Here is a 24,510-nt window from a genome sequence, read left to right on the forward strand (position 1 = left end):
CATCCCTGTGACTGGTGGTTCAGCGGTACTCCGGCTCGGGAGCGGACTGGTCGGCCTTGGCGGCGGCGTCCGGACGGGCACCGATGTTGAAGCCCAGGTCGTCGGAGGCGGCACTGGGGTCGTCGTCCTCGTCCTTCATCTCGATGACGTTGCCTTCCGCGTTGAGCACCTCCACGTTCAAGGAGAGCGACTGCATCTCCTTGAGCAGCACCTTGAAGGATTCGGGGATGCCGGCCGCCGGCAGGTTCTCCCCGCGCACGATGGCTCCATAGGCCCGGACGCGGCCGTCCACGTCGTCGGACTTGGTGGTCATCATCTCGTGCAGGGTGTAGGCGGCGCCGTAGGCCTCCAGGGCCCAGACCTCCATCTCGCCGAAGCGCTGGCCGCCGAACTGGGCCTTGCCGCCCAGGGGCTGCTGGGTGATCATGGAGTAGGGACCGGTGGACCGGGCGTGAATCTTGTCGTCGACCAGGTGGTGGAGCTTGAGCATGTACATGTAGCCCACGGAGATGGGCTTGGTGAAGGGCTCGCCGGTGCGGCCGTCGTAGAGTACGGCCTTGCCGTCGTCGCCCACCAGGCGCTCGCCGTCACGGTTGGGCAGGGTGGTCTTGAGCAGACCGTTCAGGGCGTCCTCACGCACGCCGTCGAAGACCGGGGTGGCCACGGCGGTGCCGGGCTCGGCCTTCTCGGCACCTGCCGGGATGTGCTTCTTCCACTCGGCCTCCAGGTCGGGATCCAGACTGATGTCCCAGCCGGAGTGGGCGATCCACCCCAGGTGGAGTTCCAGGACCTGTCCCAGGTTCATACGGGAGGGCACGCCCAGCGGGTTGAGCATGATGTCGATGGGGGTGCCATCGGCCATGAAGGGCATATCCTCCTCGGGCAGGATCCTCGAGATGACGCCCTTGTTGCCGTGGCGGCCCGAGAGCTTGTCGCCCTGGGTGATCTTGCGGTGCTGGGCTATGTAGACCCGGATCATCCGGTTGACGCCGTTGGGTAGCTCGTCGCCGTCCTCCTCGGCATCCTCGCGGGTGACCTCCTTGACCTCGATGACCGTACCGGTCTCACCGTGGGGCACCCGCAGGCTGGTGTCGCGCACCTCGCGGCTCTTCTCGCCAAAGATGGCCCGCAGGAGCCGCTCCTCGGGAGTCAGCTCGGTCTCGCCCTTGGGGGTGACCTTGCCGACCAGGATGTCCCCGGCCTCGACCTCGGCGCCGATGCGGATGATGCCACGTTCGTCCAGGTTGGCCACAGCGTCCTCGCCCACGTTGGGCAGGTCGCGGGTGATCTCCTCGGCGCCCAGCTTGGTCTCGCGGGCGTCGGTCTCGTACTCCTCGATGTGGATGGAGCTCAGGGTGTCGTCCTGGACCAGCCGCTGGGAGATGATGACGGCGTCCTCGTAGTTGTAGCCGTTCCAAGGCATGAAGGCCACCAGGACGTTCTTGCCCAGGGCCATCTCGCCCTTCTCGGTGGCGGGTCCGTCAGCCAGGACCGTGCCGGCCTCGACCCGCTCCCCGTCCTTGATCAGGGGGACCTGGTTGTAGCAGGTGGTCTGGTTGGACCGCTGGAACTTGGCCAGCTTGTAGGAGGACTGGGTGCCGTCGTCGTTCATGACGCGGATGATGTCGGCGGAGACGTAGGTGACCACGCCCGGCTTCTCGGCCAGGATGACATCGCCCGAGTCGATGGCGGAGCGCCACTCGGAACCGGTGCCCACCAGGGGACGCTCGGACTTGACCAGGGGGACGGCCTGACGCTGCATGTTGGTGCCCATCAGTGCTCGGTGGCCCTCGTCGTGCTCCAGGAAGGGGATCAGGGAGGCACCCACCGAAACCATCTGCCGGGGGGAGACATCCATCAGATCCACCTGGGAGACGGGCACATCCTTGGCCTCGGCCTCGGCATCACGCACCAGGGCCTCGTCCTCGACGAAGTGTCCGGTCTCGTCTATCTCCTGGTTGGCCTGGGCGATGGTGTGCTCGGACTCCTGGTCGGCGGTCATGTAGACCACGTCGTCGGTCACCTGGCCATCGATGACCTTGCGGTAGGGGGTCTCGATGAAGCCGAAGGGGTTGACCCGGGCGAAGGTGGCCAGGGAGCCGATCAGACCGATGTTGGGGCCTTCAGGGGACTCGATGGGGCACATGCGTCCGTAGTGGGAGGGGTGCACATCGCGCACCTCCATGGAGGCGCGGTCGCGGGACAGGCCGCCGGGGCCCAGGGCCGAGAGACGACGCTTGTTGGTCACACCGGCTAGCGGGTTGTTCTGATCCATGAACTGGCTCAGCTGGGAGGTTCCGAAGAACTCCTTGATGGTGGCATTGACCGGGCGGATGTTGATCAGGGACTGCGGGGTGATGGCCTCCGCGTCCTGGGTGGTCATCCTCTCGCGGACCACACGCTCCATACGGCTCAGGCCGGTGCGCAGCTGGTTCTGGATCAGCTCGCCCACCTGACGGATGCGGCGGTTGCCGAAGTGGTCGATGTCGTCCACGTCCACCCGCAGCTCGATGTCCTTGCCGTCGCGGCGGCCGGGGAAGGTCTGCCCGCCGGCATGCAGGGTCACCAGATACTTCAGGGTGGCGATGATGTCCTCGGGATGCAGGCTGCGGTCGTTGAAGTCGGCCTCAAGCCCAAGCTTGCGGTTGATCTTGTAACGGCCGACCCGGGCCAGGTCGTAGCGCTTGGTGTTGAAGTAGAAGGAGTCCAGCAGGTTGCGGCCGGCCTCGGGCGAGGCGGTGTCAGCAGGGCGGATCTTGCGGTAGAGGTCGGTCAGGGCCTCGTCCTGGGTCTCGATGGTCTCCTTCTCCAGGGCATCCAGAACCAGCGGGTAGCCCTTGAAGGCCTTGCGGATCTGCGGCTTGGTCATGCCGATGGCCATGAGGAAGACGATGGCGGACTGCTTGCGCTTGCGGTCCACGCGCACGCCCAGCACATCGCGCTTGTCGATCTCGAACTCCAGCCAGGCGCCCCGGCTGGGGATGATCTTGGCCCCGAAGATCTCCTTGTCGGAGTTGCGGTCCTGGGTACGGTCGAAGTAGACGCCCGGGGAGCGGACCAGCTGGGAGACGATGACGCGCTCCGAGCCGCCGATGATGAAGGTGCCGTGGGGGGTCTGCAGTGGGAAGTCGCCCATGAAGACGGTCTGCGACTTGATCTCGCCGGTGTCCCCGTTCTCGAACTCGGCGTTCACGTACAAGGGGGCGGAGTAGGTGTAGTCCTTCTCCTTGCACTCCTGGACCGTGTGCCGGGGCTCCTCGAAGTAAGGATCCGAGAAGGTCAGACTCATGGTCTGGGCGAAGTTCTCAATGGGAGAGATCTCCTGGAAGACCTCATCCAGGCCGGAGACGGGGGCCACGGTATGGGTCCCGTTGACCTGATCCTGTTCAACCCGCTTCTTCCAGCGGTCATTGCCGACCAGCCAGTCGAAGCTATCGGTCTGCACGCCCAGGAGGTAGGGCACCTCGATGGGTTCGCGGATGGATCCGAAATTGACACGATCGGTGGCCTTGTGCAGTTTGATGTCGTGTTCGTCAGCGCGTGCCTGCGTGGCGGTGGTACTACTTACAGCTTTATTGGCAGCCAAAATGGACGTTCCTTATCGCTCGCCGTACTCGATCATTCCTGTTACCCCAGGGAGATGCCGAATGGCCGCCATATGCCTATTCGCGGGCATCTCCTCGATGATGCATGCCCGCTATATGACACACCTCATACAAAGACAAAACTATAGCAGACAAGGACTCTGAACGCAATCGGCGTGTCGTTTTGAAAAAGCTGCTATTGGACCATTACCGGCACTGGCTGGGAGACCACGTGCGAATCGGCCTTGAGCACCAGCTTGGCCTGGTAGGAGCCGGCCTTGACCCGAGGCAGCTTCTGGTCGGGCTGACAGCTCTCCTGGCTCCTGTCGGCATGCCAGGTGATGGTCTGCACGTCCTTGTCGCCGGTGGCCATGAGCAGGGTGCGGGCCCCCACCGGGCAGGCATCGGAGCGCCAGACGGTATCCTGACCGCTGGTGATGACCAGCACCCGGCCGCCGTCGGAACCGTCCACCAAGCATGAACCCGTTCCCTTGTGCCGGATGGTCACCGTGAAGTCGATGGATCCACCGACCCCAGTGCTGGGATCGGGCGCAGCCAGCTCCAGAGCCAGATCCCCCTTGTCGCAGTCAGGAGCTCCGGAGGAACGCTTCTTGCCCGCGTCCTTCTTCTCATCCTTGCCCTGCTTGTCCTTGTCCTTGGATTTGGTCTTTGCTTCCTGCTGGGCGCTGGTCGAGGCTCCCTGCCCCCCATCGCCTCCCCGCAGGGCTCTGATGCCGGCCCCCACGCCCCAGACCAGACCAGCACAGACCAGTAGGAAGAGCACCGCCAGCAGGGCTGCCGCAATCCTCCGGCGACGGTACATCCGCCGCTTCTTCTCGCTCATGCGTCGCTTGGCCATACTTGTCCAGTCTAATCGCCGGGGCGGCCTTCACTGCGGCAGACTCAGGCGGCCGTCCTGGCCGATCTCCAGAAGGCCGTCCTCGTCCAGGGAGGCGATGCACCGATCAAGTCGGATTTCGTCCTCGCACAGGGATTTCAGGTCCTTTCTGGAGACGGGTGCGCCCGAAGCCCGCCGCAGGGCCTGAAGGATGGCACCGCGGACCTGCCGGTCGGTGCCTACGAAGCGCTGCCGGGGCCTGGTCCTGCCTGCGCCCAAACCAGGCAGTCCAGCCTTGAGAAAGCGGCAATGGCCGGCCAAAGGGCAGATGTCGCAGGCCGGCTTGCGGGCCATGCAGACCGTGGCGCCCAGCTCCATGACGGCCTGGTTCCATCGGGCAGAGGGCGACTCCCGCCAGGCTGCCGACCTGACCTTCGGATCAGCCAGCCCCAGACGACCACTATCCCCCTGGGCACCGCTGTCCTCGGCATCGACATCCTCCTGCCCTCCGTCGCCGGTACCAGCACTCTCCTGCCCTTCGTCCTCGGGCAGGACCTGCCAGGCCAGCCGGCGCTCCTCTCGGCTGGCAGCGCCCCCCGTGGATTCGCGCCCCAGAAAGACCCTGGAGAGCACCCTGCGGATATTGGTGTCGATGACGGCGATCCTCTCGCCGTAGGCAAAGCTCATGACAGCGCTGGCCGTGTAGTCGCCGATGCCGGGCAGGGCCACAAGCCGGTCGTAGTCACGGGGCAGCCGGTCTGCGTACCGGCCGGCCACCTGCTTCGCGCACTCCTGCAGGCGCAGGGCCCGGCGCGGGTAGCCCAGCCGACCCCAGGCCGTGATGACCTCGGCCTTGGGTGCGGCGGCCAGGGAGGCCGCATCCGGCCATACCTTCATCCAGGCCGTCCAGTAGGGCACCACCCGGCTCATCTGGGTCTGCTGGCTCATGACCTCGGAGACCAGAACCCCCCAGGGCGTGGTTCGTCCGAAGCGCCAGGGCAGATCGCGGGCGTATCGGCTCCACCAGTCGGACAGCCGCAGGCGGATGGGCTCCGTCTCCGCCAAGACCGTATCCGCGTTAACCATGGTCACACCACCCTTCGCCATCCGATTCTGCCTCATTCAACCGCCGTATTCTGCCCGACGGTGCCGACCGGCCCTGCCCGGTCTGTCGGTTGGCGACGGTAGGTTGGCCTCATGAACAGGCAGGAGCAGGTGCGGCCCGGCGACCCCTCGAAGGCCGTCGAAAGCATGTACGAGTACGGATACCGCAAATCGAACTATGGTCCCGACGAGCTGGTCACCGACGCCCACGGCAACCCCATTTCCGTGGTGGACGCCATGATGAAGGCCGATCAGGCCAGCCGGGTGAAGACCTCCACGCCCCACCTGTGCTACTACTCACCGCGAATCCCCGGCAACACCGGCTCAGCCATCCGCCTGTGCGCCGTGACCGGCACCATCCTGCACCTGATAGAGCCCCTGGGCTTCAACCTCAAAGACACCAAGCTGCGCCGGGCAGGCCTGGACTACCACGACATGGCCCACGTGGTCCTGCACCCGGACTTCGACGACCTGGTCCGCTCCATGCCCGACAGCCGGATCATCGCCTTCACCGCCCACGCCGACAAGCTCTACACCGAGGTCGACTACCGGCCGGACGACATCCTCCTGTTCGGCCCCGAGCCCGGCGACATCCCCGACCCAATGGACATCATGGCCGGCCCCCACGTGGCCGAACAGGTCAGGCTGCCCATGCGGCCCAGCCTGCGCAGCCTGAACCTGACCAACTGCGCCTCCATAGCCATCTACGAAGCCTGGAGGCAGCTGGGATTCCAAGGCGGCCGCTGAACCCCGCGAGCGCGCTCAGTTCTTGAAACTATGGATGGGCGCCGGGATGTGTCCACCCCGATTGACGAAGTCCGCGCAGGAGCGGGTATTGACGGGCACGACCGGGCCGCCGCCCATGAGCCCACCGAACTCGGCCCATTCGCCCACCTGCTTGCCGATGACAGGAATGACCCTGACTGCGGTGGTCTTCTGATTGATCATGCCGATGGCCGCCTCGTCGGCGATCAGGCCGGAGATGGACTCCGCGGAAGTGTCCCCGGGGATGGGAATCATGTCCAGCCCCACCGAGCAGACGCAGGTCATGGCCTCGAGCTTCTCCAGGGTCAGGCTCCCCTCTTGCGCAGCCTGGATCATGGCGGCGTCCTCGGACACGGGGATGAAGGCCCCGGACAGCCCGCCCACCGAGCTGGAAGCCATGATGCCGCCCTTCTTGACCTGATCGTTGAGGATGGCCAAGGCCGCAGTGGTCCCAGGTGCGCCCACCTGCTCCAGGCCCATGGTCTGCAGGACCTCCCCCACTGAGTCTCCGACAGCCGGGGTGGGCGCCAGGGACAGGTCGATGATCCCGAAGGGCACGTCCAAGCGGCGGCTGGCCTCCTGGGCCACCAGCTGCCCCACCCGGGTGATCTTGAAGGCCGTGCGCTTGATGGTCTCGCAGAGCTGCCCGAAGTCCGCTCCCTTGGCGGATTCCAGGGCGGTCTTGACCACGCCGGGCCCGGAGACCCCCACGTTGATGACGGCCGACCCCTGGCTGACCCCATGGAAACCGCCGGCCATGAAGGGGTTGTCATCCGGGGCGTTGCAGAAGACCACCAGCTTGGTGCAGCCGGAGCTGTCCGAGTCTGCGGTGCCCTCGGCAGTGGCCTTGACGACCCGGCCCATCAGGGCCACGGCGTCCATATCGATGCCCGTTCTGGTGGAGCCCACGTTGACACTGGCGCAGACACGTTCCGTCTGGCTCAGCGCCCTGGGCAGGGACTTGATCAACAGCCGCTCGGCCGGGGTCATGCCCTTGCCGACCAGCGCCGAGTAGCCGCCGATCAGGTTGACCCCGACCTCCTGGGCCGAGCGGTCCAGGGCCTTGGCCACAGCCACATAGTCCTCCACCGTGTGGCATGCTCCGGCGGCCACCAGGGAGATGGGGGTGACGGTGATGCGCTTGTTGACGATGGGAATGCCGTATTCGCGGGCGATGGAGTCCCCGGTGGACACCAGGTCGCCGGCCAGGGAGACGATTTTGCGATGAATGTTCCGGCAGAGCATGTCCACATCCTGGCTGGAGCAGTCCAACAGGCTGATGCCCATGGTGATGGTGCGCACGTCCAGGCGCTCCCGGTCGATCATGTCGTTGGTCTCCAGGACCTCGTCACGTGTGATCATGGCTGCCTCCTCAGACCCGGTGCATCCTGGTGAAGATCTCCTCGCGCTGGCAGCGGATGGAGACTCCGATATCCTCTCCCAGGGATTCCATCCGCTGGCTCAGTGCATCGAAATCATCCCGGCAGGCCGTGCAGTCCACGATCATCATCATGGTGAAGAAGCCGTCCAGAATGGTCTGCGAAATGTCCAGCACGTTGACACCCTGCTGGGAGAGGTCTGTGCAGACCTTGCCGATGATGCCAATGGCATCCTTGCCCACCACCGTGATGATCGCCTTGTCCATGACCGTCCTCCTCATCCACCTCACCCTTGACCGGACCCCCCTGAAAACCGGGACCCCGTTCCCCCAGCTTAGAGGAGCACAGGGAGAAGCGGGGTCGTAGAGGTCTGCAGCCTGATTCAGGATTCGCGCGCGGCCGCCGAGGAGGGCAGGGCGATCAGGGCTCTGGGGGCCTTGAATCCCCTGGAGGCGAATCGTTCGGCGATGTCGCAGGCAAGATCGGAGCCCTTGCCGGCTTCAGCCAGGGCGATGATGGATCCGCCGAACCCGCCGCCGGTCATGCGAGCCCCGTAGGCCCCGCCCTGGCGTGCCGCGTCCACGGCCTCATCCAATTCCGGGCAGGTGACCTCGTAGTCGTCCCGCAGGGAGTCATGGGAAGCGTTCATAAGGCGGCCCGCCAAGGCGTAATCGCCCTTGCCGAAGGCCTCGATGAAGCGGTCCACCCGTCCTATCTCGCTGACCACGTGACGGACCCGCCGACGCATGGTCTCATCGGGCAGCTGCTCCAGCAGGGCAGCCAGGGCGGATGGCGGATCAGCGGCGCCATTGACCTTGTCAGCCGCCTGGCGCAGGCTGGCCACCCCCAGCAGACGGGCGGCCTGCTCGCAGGTGGCCCGCCGCTGATCGTATTGACCATCGTTGAGCTGATGCTGGGCCCTGGTGTCGACGACCAGCAGCTCCAGGCCGGCAGCCTGCAGATCGAAGGGAACCTGCCGCACGTTGCTCATGGCATCCAGTTCCGGCCGGCAGTCCAGCCGCAGGGCGCAGCCGGATCGACAACGCATGGCGGCGCTCTGATCCATACCGCCGGTGGATGCGCCGGCCATATCGTTCTCAGCCGTGACGGCAGCCTGGATCAACCTGACCCGGCCAGCCTCGTCACCGCCCAGCCCCAGAGCGAACAGGTCATCCAGGGCCAGGGCCACGGCACAGGTCATGGCCGCCGAGGAGCTCAACCCGGACCCCACGGGCACACAGGAGGCCAGGGCCAGGTCGAACCCACGGACCTGGGGGAAGCCTTCCCGCTGCAGGGCCCAGGCCACTCCGACCGGATAGGCCGCCCAGCCGCTCACCCCCCGGGCCTGAAGCCCATCCAGGTCAGCCTGGACCGGATGCTCCGGATCCATGGTGGAGACCAGACGGACCCGACTGTCCGTCCTGGGGCTGGCGGCCACATAGGTACGGGTGGGCAGAGCGATGGGCAGGCAGAGCCCGGCGTTGTAATCCGTGTGCTCACCGATCAGATTGACCCGGCCGGGGGCGCTCCAGACGCCCTGGGGATCCTGGCCATAGACCTTTTGGAAGAGCTCGCGGGCCTTGGTCGCCCCTTGGCCGTCAGCGCCCTGGGTCCAGGCCTGTATGAATTGAACTGTCGTCGTCATTTATTCTCTCCATTCCCCAGATCCAGGGACCCCAGCTGGCGGAAACGATCGGCGATCCGCTCGGGGGTGGTATCCGACACCCAGGCAGCCATGCCTGACTCGGACCCGGCAAGATACTTGATTTTGTCCACGGCACGACGGAAGGAGAAGAACTGCAGGTTGAGTCGGTAGTCCTCACGCCGCGGATCGTGCAGCGGAGCCTGGTGCCAGGCGGCGATGTAGGGCAGATCCATACCCTTGCCGTCTCCCTTGTCGAAGAAGGCATTGCCCCGCTTGAGCAGGGTGGAATACATGACGGCCAGATCCCAGCGCTCCTGGTCGTTGAGCTGGTCCAGGCTCAGGATTCCGTCACGGACGGGGGCCATGTGGACCTCCAGGGGCCAGCGGGCAGCGGCGGGCACATAGGCGACCCATGTGGCGTTGCGGAAGACGACACGTCTACCGGAGTCCAGCTCGGCCTTGAGGATGTCCGCCAGCAGGTTGCCGCCGGTGCGTTCCTTGTAGGCGGTGCACTGCCTCAACTCCTGCTCCAGCCTGGGGGCTATGAAGGGGTAGCAGTAGATCTGTCCGTGGGGGTGGGCCAGGGAGACGCCGATCTCCTGGCCGTGGTTCTCGAAGGGGAAGATCTGTTCGATGCCATCCATGGTCGAAATCTCAGCAGTGCGGAAGGCCCAGGCCTCCACCACCGTCCGCAGACGGGAGACCGGCAGATCGGCAGGGAGGGCACGCTCGTCAGGGTCGAAGCAGACCACCTCGCAGCGTCCGTTGGCCTCGCGAACCGGCCAGAGGGGGTTGCCGTCCACCAGGGAGGGCTGGTCGGTCGCCTGCGCATCAGGCACCTGCATCATGGAGGGAAAGCGGTTCTCGAAGACCGCCACGTTGTAGTCCACATCGGGGATCTCCCCATCCTGGTAGGGGTCTCCGGGCTTTCTGGCGGCCAAGGGGTTGCCCTTGGCGGTGGCCTGTGGACCGGCGGTGATGGGCCGGTTCATACGGGCTGTGGCCATGGGGATCCAGTCTCCGGTCAGAGGGTCCCGGCGCATCTGCGGCGGCTGGAAGGGCACCGTCCTGCCCTCCTGATCCCGATGCGGGGAGAACCGGTCGGTCAACGGACGAGGGTCGTCCAGACGCCTGGTTCTGCGGCCGGAGACATACTCGGGATCATCGTCCAGGTAGAAGAACCGACGCCCGTCGGCCAGCCTGGTGGGGGTGATGCGGATGTGCTCCCTGGCATAGTCGCCGGGAACATACCGTTGGGGGACATACTGCTCTGACTTCATGCTGCTCCTTCATCGTCCGTGATGATTGACAATCCATGGCAACCCGCTATGACAACCTGCGCACCCCTGTGTGACCGGTCGTTCATTGAACCTGGGCCTCAGACCTGTCGGAAGACCCCTCTTGAGCCTGGCCTTCCTCGGGGTTGACCGGCACCAGAACCAGCCGCTTGACCAGGGACCGGGTTGCCTCGGCCGACTCCTGGTCCAGCTGGTCGTCGGTGATGACGGTGTCCACCTGGTCGAAGGAGGCGAACAGGGAAAGGGAGGTGCAGCTCCACTTGGTGTGGTCGGTCAGGATGATGGTCCGGTCGGCGATGTCCATCAGGGCCATATCCGTAGCCGCCTCCAAGGAATTCGGCATCAGGAAGCCCCGTGGAATGGAGACCGAGTGGGTCCCCAGGAAGACCGTGTTGACCCGCAGGGAGGCGATGACCTTGTCTGCAATGGGGCCTACCAGGGAGTTGGATCGGGTGATGACACCGCCGGTGACGATGACCTCCACATCCTTGCTCTCCATGGCCTGGACCAGTTCGGCCACGGGGATGGAATTGGTCAGCAGGGTCACGCCGGCGCACTGGCGGCTCTCCAGCAGGTGCTGGGCGAAAACATAGGCCGTGGTCCCTCCCCCGATGGCGATGACGTCGCCCGGGGAGACGTAGTCGATGGCGCGACGGGCGATGGTGTCCTTGAGACCCATGTCCATCTGCGACTTGACCGAGAAGAGCGGCTCAGCCAGAAGCGAGCTGGTGGTAACGGCCCCTCCGTGAACCCTCTTGAGCAGACCCTTGTCCGCCAGGTCGGCAATGTCACGGCGGATGGTCATGGCGGAGACGCCCAGCTCCTTGGAGAGAGCGGTGATACGGACTGCGCCACGAGTACGCAACCGGTTCAATATCAAGTGTTGGCGTTGTGACGATATCATTCGAACATTATCGCACACATTCGCCCAAATTGGCAAGCCGGCTATCGGACTGCGGTCGCCACCACAAAACATAGGCGAAAAATCGACATTTCTCAGTTACTGGGACCATTCTTCCATACGCCTGAGGCCTGCCGGAGCTTTTGCAGGAATCCATTCATCAAGGCGTAATTTATCCCCCTGGGACTCAAATAAGGCCTACCGGGTCGCTTATGAAAGCGAACACGAATGTGAGCCAATGTCAGTTTCTACGGGTCAACCGTTCAAGCCCCCACAGGGTCACCTGGACCATGGCCTCCAGAACGATCCCGGCATCCATCTTCGAGCTGCCGCGAACCCGCTCCACAAAGACTATCGGCACTTCGACCACGCTGACGCCCATGGCCTGGACCCGACGCAGCATATCCACCTGGAAGACGTAGCCGCTGGATCGGACCCTTCCCAGATCGATCCGCCTCAACACGTCCGCTCGATAGACCCGCAGGCCGGCGGTCATGTCCCTTACCGAGGATCCCAGGGCGGTGCGGGCATACCAGGATCCCGCACGCGAGATCAGATCCCGATACCAGGGCCAATCTTGAGTGCGTCCTCCGCGCACCCGGCGCGAGCCGATGACCAGCCCCGGATGTGTATGGCCTCGTGCCACAGCCAGCATTCCTGCTAAATCCTCGGGCCGATGGGAGCCGTCCATGTCCATCTCGCAGATTAGGTCATAGCCCTGTTCCAGCGACCAGCGGAACCCCTGCACGTAGGCTGGACCCAACCCACGGCGGGCATGCCGATGGAGGACATGCACACGAGGGTTGCGACCGGCCATATCCTCGGCCAGGGCGCCGGTGCCGTCCGGCGAGTCGTCGTCAATGACCAGGACATCGACCTCGGGGCAGCATGCCAAGAGCCGAGGAAGGGTCACCCCGATGTTGTCAGCCTCCTGATAGGTGGGCATGACCACAATGGTCCCTGCTCCGCCACGAACAACGTCCATGGCCGCTCTCAGCGTGCGATGCCGTAGGCCCCGCGCCGGTAAGGCTCAGGGTAGGGGGCCTGCTGAGCGGACAGCCCCAGTTTGTAGGCGGCCCTGAGAGGCCAGTAGGGGTCGCGCAGGCTGGCTCGACCGATCTCGACCGCATCGGCCAGACCCTTGCGCACAATCCGATCAGCCTGCCTGGGCTTGGTGATCAGCCCCACCGCCGTGGTGGGAATCAGCACCTGGCTGCGCACCTGGTAGGAGAAGGGCACCTGGTAGTTGGGAGCGGCCGGAATCTTCACGCCCGGCACCAGACCCCCGGTGGAAACGTCAATCAGGTCCACCCCATGCAGCTTGAGCACCTTGGCGGTGCGGATGGTCTCGTCCAGGCCCCAACCGCCAGTGGCCCAGTCGGTGGCGGACATGCGCACCAGCAGGGGCATGCCCGAGGGAATGACCTCACGCACGGCATCGGTCACCTGGATCAGCAGGCGCATCCTGCCGGACAGGTCGCCCCCATACTCGTCGTTGCGTCGGTTGATCAGGGGATCGAGGAATTGGGAGAGCAGGTAACCGTGGGCGGCATGCAGCTCCACTCCCAGGAAGCCGGCCTGGATGGCTCGCACGGCAGCGGAACGGAAGTCGGCCACGATGGAGGCTATCTGAGCCCGCGAGAGCTGGACCGGGACCGCCATCCTGCCAAAGGCGATGGGGCTGGGGCCCACAGGCTGCCAGCCGCCCTCGGCCACGGGCACGGTGGCGTTGATGTAGCCCATGGAGGAGCACCCGGAGGAGCCCTTGCGCCCAGAGTGGTTGAGCTGGACGATGGGCACTGCTCCAGCGGCCTTGACATCCCGGACGATGCCCTGCCAGGCTCTGGTCTGCTCGTCGTTCCACAGTCCCACATCGCAGGGTGAGATCCGCCCCTGGGGATTTACGGCCGTGGCCTCCCCAATGACGACTCCGAAGCCGCCCAGGGCCCGGGACACATAGTGCTGGTAGTGGAAGTTGGTAGGAACCCCGTCGTGCCGAAGGGCCGAATAGGTGTCCATGGGCGGCATCCAGATCCTGTTGCGGATATGCTGGTCGCGCAGTTCCATGGGCTTGAAGAGCGCAGGCAGGGCCATCTCCCGCCTTCTGCCTGATTTTGATTTCCCGACTTTTTTGACTCTTTTGTCCCTCTTGCCCTTCTTGGCCGATTTGACCCCCTTGGCAGCCTTGCCGGCCTTTTTCTTTCCGTCGGCGGCATCCGACTCAAAGGGCCAGATCGGTTTGGAGACATCCAGCCTGCCGGAGCCGCTCACCGGCCCCGGCATCGCCTGATCTTCCTTGACCCGGCCGTCGGCCCGAGGGGCCTTGTCATCCAGCTCTGAATATTCCTGGACCATCAGTTCCTGCCTCTCCCGGCGGGCGGCCGCACCCCTCGTGGTCCGCCCGTTGACGAATCCCTCATGGTCTCCATTGTAGGCACAGGCCCTAGTCCTCTGGCGAATCCACCGTCTGTGACTGGTCCTGACCGGTCCCCTGGTTGCCCTGCTGTCCCCCCTGGCTGTGACGGTAGCTCTGCCGCTGTCTTCCCGAGGACCGTTGCTGCGACTGCTGGGATGGCTGAGGCTGCTGGACCCCGCCGGTGAACCGGGGGTCGGGATTGCCGTAGGAGTTGTCCGGCTGGATATTGGCTGCGGCCAGGTAGGTGTTCATGAAGTCCTTCCAGGCCGGTGTGGCGATATACATGCCGTACCAGGTGTGCATGGACCTTCCGTTGATGGTCCTGTTGGTGAAGGAGACCTGACCCTCCGCATTGCCCACGGTGACGAAGGCAGCCACCTGGGGCACGAATCCGCCGGTCAGCATGTACTTGTCCTCGTGGGTGCCGGTCTTGGCGAAGGTCTTGCGTCCCCCATCCAGCTGGGTCGTGGACGCCTCGCCTCCGGGCTGGACGACGCCCTGGTTGAGTGCATAGGCGGCGGTCTCGGCGATGCCCGGATCGATGGCCTGATGGCAGTTGGCCTTGGGCACCTTGACGGACTTGCCGTTCTTGTCGACCACCTTGGTCATGGCTATGGGGCTGCAGGCCACCCCCTTGGCGGCGATGGTGGCGTAGACGTTGGCCATGGTCAGCGGGGAGGCCTGGACCGCACCGATGACCATGGGCGGCTGGAAGGTGTTGACCGAGTGGATGTCCATCTGATCCTTGGGGGAATTGTGGTAGCCCATCTCCTTGGCCGTATCGGCTATGGTGCACAGACCGATCTGCTGGGCCATGGAGGCCTGGGTGGTGTTGTGCGAGCGCACCAGACCCTGCAGGGGGGACTCCGGCGACGTGGTGCCGCCGCCGGAGTTCTCCACATGCCAACTGCCGGTGCCGAACCCGTAGGGGGTGCCGTCCGCCATCTTGCAGGCGAAGGAGGTCTGCGGGTAGCTGGTGGAGGTGCGCAGGGGCTGGTTGATGGATTTGCCGGCCTTCATCCAGGACACCAGGTTGATGGGCTTCCAGGTGGATCCCACAGGGAAGCCCCAGCCGCCGCCGTCGACCTGATCCACGGCATAGTTGATGGCCGTGCGTGTGCCGCCGCCCGAGTTCTGGGTGGCATCGTAGATGCGGTTGATGCCGAAGCCCAGGACCTCACCGGTGCCCGGGCGGATGGAGGCTATCGTGACCTCGAAGCCGCTTCGATCATCCACGGGGATGGTGTCCCGGGCCGCTTTCATGGCCGCTGCGTTGGCGTTGACGTCCATGGTGGTGTAAATATCCAGGCCGCCCTCCTTGAGGAGCTTGTTGCGCTCCTCCTGGCTCTTGCCGAACTCCTTGGAGTTGAGGATCTGCTTGGTCACGTAATCGCAGAAGAAGGCTGCGTCTCCAGCCGCCTGGCATCCGGCATCGACCGACTGCACGTGCAGCATCTGGTCCAGAGGCTTGGCCTTGTTCTCGTCATACTGGCGCTGGGTGATGTAATTCTCCTGGCGCATCAGATCCAGGACGATGTCCCGCTGCTCCTGGGAGGCCTTGATGTTGACGGTTGGGTCGAAGCGGGCGGGATTCTTGGTCACGGCGGCGATGGTGGCGGCCTCGCCCGGGTCTAGGTCCTTGGCCGACTTGCTGAAGTAGCGCCTGGCTGCCGACTCGACCCCGTAGACGTTGGTGCCGAACTGGGCTATATTCAAATACCCTTGAAGAATCTCGGCCTTGGAGTACTTCTTCTCCATCTGCACCGCGATCAGCATCTCGCGCATCTTGCGGGCTATGGTCTCCTCCTGGGCGTGGTACTCGGCGATGGGGTCGTTGTTTTCCTCAGCCTGGCTCATGAGCACGTTTTTGACATACTGCTGGGTCAGGGAGGAGCCGCCCTGGGTGTCACCCTGCTTGATGTAGGTCTGGATGAAAGCCCTGAGCACGCCCTGGGCGTCCACGCCGGCATGCTCGAAGAAACGACGGTCCTCGCGGGCCACCACGGCCTTCTGCATGTAGTCGGAGACGTCCTTGATGGGTACCACGATCCTGTTCTGCGCATAGAAGGTGGCGATGACCGTGTGCCCGTCGGAGGCGTAGAGCCGGGACTGCTGGGGCAGATCGTTGACGTTGAAGTCGATGTTGTCCGTCTTCAGGGCAGGCATCAGATTCCTGGAGGCGGCGTTGATGCCGAAGACAGCGGGAAACAGGAAACCAGAGACTACCACGCCACCTGCGACGCAGAAGATGAGGTAAGCCAGCAACAGCGTAAAGAAGCGCCTGACCGACATGGATTTCTTTTGTTCGGGCATGGTCTCCATCCTAGGCCGTCGGCTCTACCGAACAGTGGCGTTCACATGCGCGAGCGTCGAATCAGCGGTCCGGGCTGGAAAATGATGATGGTGCGGCCCTTGCGAGAGATCCATCCACGGTTGGAGAAGTCCATCAGGGCCTTGTTGACGGTCTCGCGTGAAGCGCCGACCAGCTGAGCCAGCTCCTCCTGAGTCAGATCGTAGGGGACCATCAGCCCCTGCTCGAAGGGTTCGCCGAAGCGTGTGGCCAGATCCAACAGGGTCTTGGCCAGTCGGGCCGGCACATCCAGGAAGACCAGGTCGGAGATGCGCTCGTTGTCGGTCCGCAGGCGGTGGGCCAGCACCTGAAGCATATCCACAGCCACCTTGGGATGCTGGTTGAGCCAGTCGAAGAGGGCATCATGGTCCAGGGCTGCCACCTTGGTCTTGTTGACCATGACCACGGCCGAGGCGGTACGCGGCCCGCCGGAGGGGTCAAAGACGGGAATCTCGCCCAGGATCTCCCCACGCCCGTGGATGCTGAGCAGCTGGATGCGGCGGTCGGGCGACTGGCGGACCAGCTTGACCCGGCCCTCCTCCAGCAGATACATGCGGTGGTCGGTGTCCCCCTGTCGAAAGACCGTGGACCCCTTGGCGTAAGTGGACTCGTGCATGCTGTCCAAAAGCTGGTCGGCGTCCTGCCTGGGCACTTGTTTGAATAGGGCGGTCTGCCGGAGGGCATTCCCGTCATCGGGAATCTCGTTGGGCTTGTGAACCGCCATACTCCGCACTCCTTTTCGCCATGTCTGGCGGGTCTGCACCGACTCACGCATGGTTGATGACCTCACGCCGGGTTCGACGCGACTGAGCACGATTATACCCACACGCATCAACCCACTTTTTTGGTCAGGCGATCTGGGCGGTCCACTCCTCACGGCCGTAGCGATGCCGGGCCAGAGTGCGGGCCCGCTGCTCGATCTCGGGCGCCGGACTGGATATGCGCAGATCCGTCACCAGGGAGGGAAGGGTGTCCAGAAGGGCATCGATCAGGGGTTGACGGGACAGACCGGTCTGCCTGTCGATGGGGTCCACCCGGCTTCTGACCGAGGTCACGGCCTTGTCATGGAATTTCTCCGGGTCCACGTTGAGCACCTGGGCCATCAGATCGGCATCCACAGAATAGGAAAGCGTGGTGTGGTGGAGCAGTCCGCCCGGTCCGCGGGAGCCTGCCGGCAGCCTGCGCTGGGCGGCGCCACCCATCTTGCCGCGTGGGGAGGCGATGTCATTCATGCCCTGCCAGCCGGCCTGAATCCCCTGCATGCGCAGACCACGAACCAGCCAATAATCGCAGATACGGTAGGAGTCGATCAGGTCGGCCCCTTTGACGAAGTCCAAGGGAAGATAGAGGGAATAGGTGATGGCCCGGTCGGGCTGAATGACCATGGTGCCACCGCCCGTGCAGCGGCGAACCAGGGTAAAGCCCAGACTGCGTGCCCGCTCGACGTGGACCTCCCGGCTCAGGGACTGGAAACGCCCCAGGATCACCGCCGGCGCCGCCCAGTTCCAGATGCGCAGGGTGGGCGGCAGCCGGCCCTGGGCCACGGCGTCATTGAGAGCCTGGTCCATGGCCATCTGCATGACCGGCTGACGTGGACGGTCCCTGATCAGGTCCAACTCCAGGCCGGACCAACGGCGGCGGCATTCGGCCTCATCCGGTTGGAACTGCCTGGAAGAGGGCTGGCCCGGCGCTGACGAGAGTTGGTCTGGATCGCCTTGTCTGCGAACGACCAGCCCATCCGGCAGGGCACGCTCCAGCGCGGTCACCAGGGTCCATGGGGACACACCGACCACCCGTTGACCGTCCCCTTCTGCCATGACCCTGTCCAGCCTTTCCAGAGCCAGACCAGGGTCCAAGGGCAACGGGAGGTCACAGATTGCGGATTCCAGCCGGGATACAGGCCCATGATCCCCCGCGGATTCCTGAGAGGCTGCCGGGGCTGGTTCCGTGAAGAAATCGCCGTCAATCCTGCATGAGGCGATGAACGGTCGGGAGTCGGACCCCCGGCCCAGGCTCAGGGTTACGGCCGCCAGTTTGCCGCCCATCTGCTTGCCGACGCCGCGCAGACGGGCTGGATTCAATCCGTCAGCTCCCATCCGCGTGCGTCACGATGCCAGAAGGAGCCGGTCGAGGATGTCAGAATCAGGATGCCTTCGATAAGCCCCCAGATTATGGCGATGGTCGGCCCGATGAAGAAGAAGAGGAAGCCGATCAGGGTGAGCATGAGCTGGGCCACGCCCCGCCCGGTCCTGCCCAGGTAGAAGTTGCCCACGCCGAAGCAGCCCAGAAAGATGCTGAGCAGACCGGCTGCAAGCTTGCTGTGCGGGGTAGGCGATATGGGATAGGGGCCACTGCCGTTGGGGACAGCCCCGGGGTAACCGCCCTGGGGCATGCCCGGGTTGGGCCAGGGCATGGAGGTCTGCGGCGGATACGGCCCGCCGGGATACTGATTGCCGGGATACGGGCCTGCCGGGTATTGATTTCCCGGGTACCCACTCGGCGGGTATTGGCCGGACGGATACTGGCCGGGATAGCCCGGTCCCGGCTGATATGGCCTTTGAGGATACTGACCGCCAGGATTCTGACCGCCAGGATACCGGCCACCGAAATACTGTCCAGCAGGATATTGCTGACCGGTTGGATATTGCTGACCGGTTGGATAACCGGCGGTCGGATACTGATTGGGCCGGTAGGGCCCTGTCTGATAGGCCCCTGGATATTGGCCGCCATTCTGAGGGGCGAACGGATATCCGGCATTGGACCTCTGACCGGTCGGATACCCACCATAAGGGTTCTGACCGGAGGAATACTGACCGGTCTGGTAGGGACTCTGATTCCCGACGCCAGCATCATGACCAGCTGGATAACCCTGAGCCTGCCGCTGACCGTCAGCTGCCCCGGCAGGAGCATCCCCACCGGCGGGCTCCCGCTGCTCGGGCGGTTTCTGCGGGGAGGGGGAGGAGCCGAAGCCAGGATTCCCTGTCGGCGTATCGCTGGGCTGCCGGTCGTCCGGCTGGGGGGCATCATCCATAGTCATGCCTTCCAGTCTAACCGCCAACCGGCCCGATCACAGACGGGCAAGAATATCCCTGCCGATCTGCTCGGTGCTCCTCTGGGTGGAACCGGAGCGCTCGATGTCATCCTCCACGGCCCGCTCAATGCTGGCTGCCTCGTCCTCGAAGCCCAGATGGTCCAGGAGCATACCCGCCGAGAGGATGGCCGCCGTGGGGTTGGCGATCCCCTTGCCGGCGATGTCGGGAGCGGACCCGTGGATGGGCTCGAACATGGATGGGTAGGTGCCCGAGGCGTTGATGCAGCCGGAGGCCGAGTAACCCACGCCTCCCACCACAGCTCCCGCCTCGTCCGTGAGGATGTCGCCGAAGAGGTTGTCGGTCACGATCACGTCGAAGCGACTGGGCTCGGTCACCATGAATATGGTGGAGGCGTCGATGTGCAGATACTCACGCTCCACATCGGGATACTCCTGGCCCACCTGATCGACCAGTCGCTGCCACATGTCTCCCGCATTGGTCAGCACGTTCTTCTTATGGACCAGTGTCAGGCGGCGGCGACGCTTCATGGCCAGCTGGAAGGCGTAGCGGATGACCCGTTCCGCCCCGTAAGCAGTGTTGATGGAGACCTCGGTAGCCACCTCCTGGGGAGTGCCCCGGCGAATGGAGCCGCCGGCCCCGGCATAGAGCCCCTCGGTGCCCTCCCGCACGACCACGAAGTCGATATCGCCCGGGTTGGCCAGGGGCGACACCACGCCCTTGTAGAGCTTGGAAGGCCTCAGATTGACATACTGATCCAACTCGAAACGCATTTTGAGCAGCAGTCCCCGCTCCAGGATGCCAGCCTTGATGCGGGGGTCGCCGATAGCCCCCAGGAGGATGGCATCCTGCTGCTTGAGCCGGTCCAGATCCTCGTCGGGCAGAACGGCTCCATCACGCAGATAACGCTCAGCGCCCAGATCGAAGTCTTCATAACGGATATCAGCCTTGCCCCGGGTCACCTTTTCCAGGACGGCCTGAGCCTGGGGAACGATCTCCTTGCCAATGCCGTCACCGGCAATGACCGCAATGTGATATGTCTTCTGCTTGCTATTTGTCATACCCCGAGCATAACGAGCCAGCCGAGCCGCTTTCATGACCCCGACCGAATCCCGGACAGACCATGATGGACAGGCACCATGCGTTCTCGAAGGCCAGTTCCTCCCACTGCCGGTAACGTCCGCTGATGCCCCCGTGGCCCGCCTGGACCTCGATCCTGATCAGCGCATCGGCCCCCACCTGTGGCTCCTGCAGCCTGGCCACCCACTTGAGCGGTTCCACGTAGAGCACGCGGGTGTCGTTCATGGATGTGGTCACCAGGATGGCGGGAAAGTGGTCGCTACCGAAGAGCCGGCGCCTGCTATCAGCGTCAGGAACGTTCTCGTAGGGCGAGTAGGAACGCATGTACCGGTAGACCTGCTGATCATGCAGGGGGTCTCCCCACTCGTCCCATTCGGTCACGGTCAGCGGCAGGTCCGGGTCCAGGATGCTGGTCAGCGCGTCCACGAAGGGCACATCCGCCTCGATGCCGGCATAGAGCTGGGGAGCCATATTGGCCACAGCCCCCATCAACAGCCCGCCGGCCGACCCGCCATTGGCCACGGTATGACGGGGATCCGCCCAGCCCTGAGCCTGCAGTGCGGCGGTCACGTCTATGAAGTCCAGGAAGGTGTTGATCTTGTGCAGCCGACGGCCCTGCTCGTACCAGGCACGGCCCATCTCCCCGCCGCCGCGCACATGGGGGACGGCGTAGAGCACGCCTCGGTCCAGCAGGCTGAGCCGACCTGTGGAGAAACCGGGGTCCTGGCTGATTTCGTAGGCTCCATACCCGGTGATGAACATGGGCGCGGACCCGTCCGGATCACTGTCCGGCCAGGGACGGCGCTCGGGATGGTCGGGGGCCTGGATGACCGTGTCATCCGGCCCGGTCCTCCCGCTGGCATCCAGCCCCGGATGCATGCCCCGCCGCCAGACCAGGGAGACCGGCACCAGGGCTCCATCCCTGACCCGGACCAGAATTCGACGCTCGGCGTAGCGCCCGGGCCGGAAGTCACCCAGCACCCGGGCCCGCTTGAGTAGTCGGTCCACGCCCCGGACCGGATCCAGCTCCCGCAGCTCAGCCGGGGTTCCATAACTGCCCCGGATGTAGCGCAGACCAGGGGCCTGGTAGGAAGGGTTGTCTGTGGGACCTATGCTGTAGAGACGGTCAATGCCCTCCCTCCCTTGGTCGGGCAGGACCTCGCGGAAGCGCCAGGGTCGGCCCGCCCGCAGATCCTCCAGGGCCTGGTCCTTGGCGATGACGGCCATGTGAGGCAGGCTGTCGGCCCGGTAGGTCAGGACCACGAAGCTGCGGTGGATGCCCAGCCCCTCGATGCCCAGTCCGCGAGCGCCCTGAAGAATGGCGGGATTGCCCGGGTCATGGTAAGGCTTTTCGGGCGGCAGGGAGGCCAGGTCTCCGGAGCGCTCGCAGCCATAGGGGCTGCCCTGGGCCAGCCGCACCCCTTCTCCCAGGCGGAAAGGCGGACGGTGGCTGCGCAGATCAATCAGGTCCACCTCGAAGTTGGGGTTGTTCACATTGTGGTAGACCACGGCCACCGGCAGGTCCTCCCCCGCCGGACCGGCATTTTCGAACCGGGCCAGGCTGATGTCGTACTCAATCCCCTCCTTGCGAGGGATCAAGGACACAAACTCGCCCTGTGGATCCTTCAGATCCAGCATGAGCACCTCGCTGGTGGTCTTAGACCCGGTGGCAATCAGCATGGCGGATTCGTCGTAGCTCAGGCCCAACCCCACCCAGAAGCGCTCGTCGTCCTCCTCATAAACCAAGACATCCTGGTCGGCCGAAGTGCCCACCTTATGCCGCCAGACCGTGTCCGGACGCCAGGCCTTGTCCAGGCCGGTGTAGAAGACCCATTGACCGTCAGGGGTCAGCACTGCCCCGGAGGAGACCTGGTCGATCCGGTCAGGCAGGTCTCGGCCGTCTGTCAGATTGCGGATACGCAGGTCGTAGCGCTCATTGCCCCTGGTGTCCAGTCCATAGAGCATCCACCGGCCGTCGGCGCTCAGGTCCAGGCAGCCCAAGGAGAAGAAGTCATGCCCCTTGGCCTCGGCGTTGGCGTCGAAGATGACCTCCTCGCCCGGCATGGATCCAGGCGCTGCATCGGACTGGACGGCAGGAGGGTCCCAGTCGTTCTGGTCGCGCACCGGCAGGCGGCACTGCACCCCATACTCCTGGCCCTTGAGCGTCCGGGAGAAGTACCAGTAGCCATGCATCCGGGTGGGCACCGACATGTCGGTCTGCTGTACCCGGTCGGTGAACTCCTTGAGCAGGGTGGTCCGCAAACCCTCCTGACCGGCAAGCCGTTCCCGGCAGTAACGGTTCTGGTCACGCACGTAGGCCTTGGTGGCGGGATCCTCCCGGTCACGCATCCACTCGTAGGGATCCTGGAAGTGATCCCCATGGAAGCAACGATCGGTGGGACGGCGCTGTGCACGAGGGGGCGCGGAATTGACGGCCGAAAAACTCATGGGGCGATTATATTCGGGCGCGACGACGCAGATAGGGCAGCAGGGTTCGCATCAGATTGGCACCCGTGGTTCCGTAGAAGACCGGCACCTCCGTCACCGGCACCGGCTGTGTGGCAGTGCGTTTGACCAAGGCTCCCAGCCCGGTCTCCTGGGGACTCAGCTGACGGATGCCGATGGCCAGAACCCGGCCCGGATACTGCCGTACCACCTGGGCGAAGGTGGAGGGGTCGCTCTGCCCGTCGTCGCCCATGAGCACGAAGCGCATCTTGGGAAAGTCGGCCATGAGCTGACGGATGAACTCCATCTTGTGCTGCACGATTGAGGGCACGAAGGTCTTGGGTCTGGGGTCCAGATCCCGCAGCAGCAGGGGGCCCGCCGGAAAGCCGTGGTCGCGGATGAAGCCGCGTATGGATCCCTCCACATTCCAGGGCGAGGCCGACAGATAGAAGAAAGGCATCCGGGGGTCCAGGTCGCGGATGCGGTTGTAGAGCACGGCCATGCCCGGCACCGAGGACCGGCGGTGCGGATTCGACAGGAGCAGGTTCCAGGCAGCCTTCCAATGATTGGGCACCTGGCTGATCATGATGGTGTCGTCCACGTCGGATATGAGGCCGACAGGAGCCTGACCGGGCACGATGTATAAAGGCGCGTCGACGGGCCGACGGCCCCGCACCTGGTAGGAGACCCGGTGCACGCCTGGGTTCAGCCGATGCTCGGCCACCAGATCCAGGTAGCCCGATCGGTCGGAGAAGACCGCATCCGCACTCAGGCTGCGGCTGGGGTCGACGGCATCGTAGACCGAGGAGTCACCCACCTGAACCCTCCCGATGGCCGTGCTGTCAATGGCCAGCCTAACCCTGGTCCTGGGTGCGGGTACGGTCAGCAGACCGCGGATGCCCCGCATGGCCGGATCCTCACGTCTGCGGCCGTCGGTCAGAATGGTACGGCATATCAGCCGGGAGTATGACTCGGTACCGTAACCCACATATGGCTGGACGTCGGCCGACCAGCCCAGGCGGCCGGTCATGTTGATGGACAGCCCCACCCAGAGGTCGAAGGCGCCGGTAATCAGTCGACGCAGCAGGCGCACCGGGGCCGGTCTGCTCTCGATGCCTTCACCGGGCGCGGCCGAATCGAAGGTGGTACTGACCGACCGGACCCGCAGGGGCCCTTCATCACGGCCGGATCGCCTGGTCATAACCCGACCGTCAGTTCAGGCTCTTCAGCAACTGACCGTACTCCTCCGCGCTCATAAGATCAGGCTCATCGTCCTCCAGGTCGATCTTGGCTATCCAGCCTTCTCCATAGGGGTCGGAGTTGATGACCTCCGGATCGTCCGAGGCTGCCCTGTTGACGTAGGCGATGGTGCCTGCCACCGGGCAGACCACCGGCTCAACAGCCTTGGAGGACTCCAGCTCAATGACCTCATCGCCGGCATCGACGTGGGTGCCGGTCTCGGGCAGGTCCAGAAAAACCAGGTCTCCCAGCTGGTCCGCCGCATACTCGGTCACGCCCATGGGCGCCGGGGATTGACTGGGGTCGATCCAGACATGATCCTGGGAATACCGCAGGTGTTCGGGCACATCCAGGCGGGAAGTTCCATCACTGTGTTCATCGCTCATGGTTCCAGCCTACTCGACCGTCTGCCGCGG

At 64.5% G+C, this 24,510-nt stretch carries 19 protein-coding genes; 1 reads left to right on the forward strand and 18 read right to left on the reverse strand.

The genetic code is table 11. The features are described 5' to 3' along the window. Positions 1–19: 19 nt before the first annotated feature. The 3 genes from rpoB to H3U90_RS01680 form a co-directional block, all read right to left on the reverse strand. Positions 20–3,586, reverse strand: a complete 3,567-nt coding sequence (rpoB, locus tag H3U90_RS01670; protein ID WP_198176796.1) for a DNA-directed RNA polymerase subunit beta — start codon at positions 3,584–3,586, stop codon at positions 20–22. Positions 3,587–3,780: 194 nt separating this feature from the next. After that, positions 3,781–4,443 carry a hypothetical protein gene (locus H3U90_RS01675; RefSeq protein ID WP_198176797.1) on the reverse strand — a complete coding sequence of 221 codons (663 nt, stop codon included), beginning with the start codon at positions 4,441–4,443 and terminating at the stop codon, positions 3,781–3,783. Positions 4,444–4,473: 30 nt separating this feature from the next. After that, a complete protein-coding gene (locus H3U90_RS01680; protein WP_198177571.1) occupies positions 4,474–5,508 on the reverse strand; it encodes an A/G-specific adenine glycosylase in 1,035 nt (344 codons plus the stop codon). 111 nt (positions 5,509–5,619) lie between these two features. Between H3U90_RS01680 and H3U90_RS01685 the strand changes: the two genes are divergently transcribed. Further along, entirely contained in the window at positions 5,620–6,273 is a 654-nt protein-coding gene (locus tag H3U90_RS01685) for a tRNA (cytidine(34)-2'-O)-methyltransferase (protein ID WP_198176798.1), read from the forward strand. Positions 6,274–6,288: 15 nt separating this feature from the next. Here H3U90_RS01685 and H3U90_RS01690 read toward each other — a convergent pair whose 3' ends face one another. The 15 genes from H3U90_RS01690 to gcvH form a co-directional block, all read right to left on the reverse strand. Further along, positions 6,289–7,653 (reverse strand): PFL family protein, encoded by a 1,365-nt coding sequence (locus H3U90_RS01690; protein ID WP_198176799.1) that lies wholly within the window; start codon positions 7,651–7,653, stop codon positions 6,289–6,291. A gap of 10 nt (positions 7,654–7,663) precedes the next feature. After that, entirely contained in the window at positions 7,664–7,936 is a 273-nt protein-coding gene (locus H3U90_RS01695) for an ACT domain-containing protein (RefSeq protein ID WP_015021435.1), read from the reverse strand. A gap of 116 nt (positions 7,937–8,052) precedes the next feature. Next, entirely contained in the window at positions 8,053–9,315 is a 1,263-nt protein-coding gene (gene galK / locus H3U90_RS01700; RefSeq protein ID WP_198176800.1) for a galactokinase, read from the reverse strand. Next, positions 9,312–10,595: a galactose-1-phosphate uridylyltransferase gene (gene galT, locus H3U90_RS01705; RefSeq protein ID WP_198176801.1), complete on the reverse strand. Its 1,284-nt coding sequence runs from the start codon at positions 10,593–10,595 to the stop codon at positions 9,312–9,314. The genes galK and galT overlap by 4 nt, the downstream gene beginning before the upstream one ends. An 82-nt stretch (positions 10,596–10,677) precedes the next feature. Continuing rightward, the gene (locus H3U90_RS01710; protein WP_288805246.1) at positions 10,678–11,535 is read right to left on the reverse strand and encodes a DeoR/GlpR family DNA-binding transcription regulator; all 858 of its coding nucleotides are present in this window, start codon (positions 11,533–11,535) and stop codon (positions 10,678–10,680) included. A gap of 220 nt (positions 11,536–11,755) precedes the next feature. Further along, positions 11,756–12,499 carry a polyprenol monophosphomannose synthase gene (locus H3U90_RS01715; RefSeq protein ID WP_198176803.1) on the reverse strand — a complete coding sequence of 248 codons (744 nt, stop codon included), beginning with the start codon at positions 12,497–12,499 and terminating at the stop codon, positions 11,756–11,758. Between the two features lie 8 nt (positions 12,500–12,507). Then, positions 12,508–13,869 carry an NADH:flavin oxidoreductase/NADH oxidase gene (locus H3U90_RS01720; protein WP_198176804.1) on the reverse strand — a complete coding sequence of 454 codons (1,362 nt, stop codon included), beginning with the start codon at positions 13,867–13,869 and terminating at the stop codon, positions 12,508–12,510. Between the two features lie 88 nt (positions 13,870–13,957). Continuing rightward, positions 13,958–16,243 carry a transglycosylase domain-containing protein gene (locus H3U90_RS01725; protein WP_232340524.1) on the reverse strand — a complete coding sequence of 762 codons (2,286 nt, stop codon included), beginning with the start codon at positions 16,241–16,243 and terminating at the stop codon, positions 13,958–13,960. A gap of 41 nt (positions 16,244–16,284) precedes the next feature. Beyond that, positions 16,285–17,004 carry a Crp/Fnr family transcriptional regulator gene (locus H3U90_RS01730; protein WP_045935086.1) on the reverse strand — a complete coding sequence of 240 codons (720 nt, stop codon included), beginning with the start codon at positions 17,002–17,004 and terminating at the stop codon, positions 16,285–16,287. Between the two features lie 124 nt (positions 17,005–17,128). Continuing rightward, positions 17,129–18,376 carry a lipoate--protein ligase family protein gene (locus tag H3U90_RS01735; RefSeq protein ID WP_198176805.1) on the reverse strand — a complete coding sequence of 416 codons (1,248 nt, stop codon included), beginning with the start codon at positions 18,374–18,376 and terminating at the stop codon, positions 17,129–17,131. Beyond that, positions 18,358–19,317 carry a TM2 domain-containing protein gene (locus tag H3U90_RS08260; protein WP_232340523.1) on the reverse strand — a complete coding sequence of 320 codons (960 nt, stop codon included), beginning with the start codon at positions 19,315–19,317 and terminating at the stop codon, positions 18,358–18,360. The genes H3U90_RS01735 and H3U90_RS08260 overlap by 19 nt, the downstream gene beginning before the upstream one ends. 30 nt (positions 19,318–19,347) lie before the next feature. Beyond that, entirely contained in the window at positions 19,348–20,391 is a 1,044-nt protein-coding gene (locus H3U90_RS01745; RefSeq protein ID WP_198176806.1) for a 3-isopropylmalate dehydrogenase, read from the reverse strand. Then, entirely contained in the window at positions 20,381–22,858 is a 2,478-nt protein-coding gene (locus H3U90_RS01750; protein ID WP_232340522.1) for a S9 family peptidase, read from the reverse strand. The genes H3U90_RS01745 and H3U90_RS01750 overlap by 11 nt, the downstream gene beginning before the upstream one ends. Positions 22,859–22,865: 7 nt before the next feature. Continuing rightward, a complete protein-coding gene (locus H3U90_RS01755) occupies positions 22,866–24,056 on the reverse strand; it encodes an App1 family protein (RefSeq protein WP_198176807.1) in 1,191 nt (396 codons plus the stop codon). A gap of 10 nt (positions 24,057–24,066) precedes the next feature. Next, a complete protein-coding gene (gene gcvH, locus H3U90_RS01760; protein WP_045935082.1) occupies positions 24,067–24,480 on the reverse strand; it encodes a glycine cleavage system protein GcvH in 414 nt (137 codons plus the stop codon). Positions 24,481–24,510 lie beyond the last annotated feature (30 nt).

Source organism: Bifidobacterium sp. W8103 (assembly GCF_016100775.1).
Classification (GTDB): Bacteria; Actinomycetota; Actinomycetes; order Actinomycetales; family Bifidobacteriaceae; genus Bombiscardovia; species Bombiscardovia choladohabitans.